This window comes from Candidatus Woesearchaeota archaeon, assembly GCA_030651375.1.
Taxonomy (GTDB): domain Archaea; phylum Nanobdellota; class Nanobdellia; order Woesearchaeales; family UBA12501; genus JAUSFM01.
The window spans coordinates 1-1,701 of the sequence record JAUSFM010000018.1; the positions used below are offsets into that span (position 1 = coordinate 1).

Sequence of the window (1,701 nt, forward strand, 5' to 3'; positions counted from 1 at the left end):
TCACGTCACTGGCGCAACAAATTGTTCTCGCTCGAATCAGCAAAAATCACAGCAGAAATTTGAAGTTGAAACGGGAACGTTTCGGGATGGAAAATTGCGCCAAGGAATCGGTGAAAAATAGGTTTTTCTACAGCGTCAACGTAAAAGTAAGGGGCTGCGCGCTTTTGCGCAGTCCCTCTTGACTGACGGGTTGGGCATCTTATCGGCCAAGCGTGCCCCCTTCATTTTGCTGCGTAGCCATCTATTAGCTTGGCAATTTCTGTATGCCCATTATTTAACGCAATCTCAGAAGGTGTGGCACCATCGTTTCTAGGTAATGTGGGGTTAGCACCGTGTTCAAGCAACAGCTTGACGACTGCGTATAGGCCATCTTCCGCTGCACGAGTCAACGCTGTTTGTCCTCTGAAAGTACATTTCCCACTTGTGGTTTTGTCACATTCCTCGTTATACGATAATCCGTTTCTGAAATTGACGTCCGCGCCATGCTGAAGAAGGACTTTGATCAAACTCGCATCCCATCGGAGGCTATACCAAAAAACTGCCTCCATCAGTATGGTATTACCATGCTGCACCCCTATAGATGTTGAATCGTCTATGTAGTTATTTACATCGGCACCCGCATCCAGCAGCAGGATCGCAATATCAACATTGTTATGTTCTAGAGTAGCTCGCAGAGGAGTGCCGTTCCATACATCCTTAATATTCAAATTTGCATCGTACTGAAGAAAAAGCTTGAACATCCTTGCCGGATCGTCAACGCCTGGGTCACGGAAGTGCCCCATAGCAGCCCAAACAGGCCGCGCCGCTCGGTTGGTCATAGCAAAAACCTTTAGCGGCGAAATACCTTGAACGTGAAAGTTGCAGTTGATTTGCCCGCCAGCATTCAGCAGCAAAGCCATGATGTCTGGGCTGCCTTGAATTGCATCAGTCATCAGCTTACAAGGTGCGACAGTTTCATTTGGAAGAGCACCAAATTCGAGTAGCTCCGCCACAAGCCGAGGCTTTCGATATTGCACTGATAGATCAAGCGCGTCGTTGATGTCTTCTTTTGATTTCAACAGAAGCTTGACGATACTGATATCACCCGTTTCAACCGCTTTTGCCAAAGTTTCGTTAGCTACTTGCGGTTTCCACTTTGATCTGGCCTCCAAGCTTGCCTTTTCTGGAGGCACGCTTTTCAAGCGAGCGTGTTCGACCCAGCCTACAGAGACAGTTCTGCGTGATTGGAACTGGACGTGCGCCCACTGACCGCATTTATGCCCTATGGTGACTCGGTCTCCGGTGAGGACATAACGCTTGGTATCACACGACTCCAGCTTGTCATGTTCACAAATTTGGGGGTTTTGTTTAAACATGAAGAGCCGTTTCCCTTGTGTGCCGACAACTTCTGCGTGTGGCATGAACTCAGTAGTTACGAATGCATTTGTCCAGTGGACGCATTCAGGTAAGGATGCGTCTGAAGCGTATGCGGAAAAGCTTGCCGCAATGAATGTCAGCGAAAAAACGAAATTCGACAACAGGTGATTTGCGGTCATTTGAGGCTGCGACATTGTTATGCTCAACGTGGTTCGAGTTAAGCGACACCCCCGCAGTGCGGGGTAGTGCGATGACAACCGGGTTTGTGGTTGGCAGCGCCCGCACCAGTGGGGCGCAGCCGGGAGCGTAGCGAGCGGTGTTCGCTTGAACGAGGCGTTAGGCGCA

General features: G+C 49.5%; 2 protein-coding genes. One reads left to right on the top strand and one right to left on the bottom strand.

The window, feature by feature from the left end; genetic code table 11:
* Positions 1 to 221 precede the first annotated feature (221 nt).
* Complete coding sequence (locus Q7R76_07220; GenBank protein ID MDO8643330.1) at positions 222 to 1,400, bottom strand: ankyrin repeat domain-containing protein; 1,179 nt, start codon at positions 1,398 to 1,400, stop codon at positions 222 to 224.
* Between Q7R76_07220 and Q7R76_07225 the strand changes: the two genes are divergently transcribed.
* On the top strand, positions 1,399 to 1,524 hold the full coding sequence (locus Q7R76_07225) for a hypothetical protein (GenBank protein ID MDO8643331.1): 126 nt from the start codon (positions 1,399 to 1,401) through the stop codon (positions 1,522 to 1,524). The two genes, Q7R76_07220 and Q7R76_07225, sit on opposite strands and share 2 nt — an antisense overlap.
* The last annotated feature ends 177 nt before the right edge of the window (positions 1,525 to 1,701 follow it).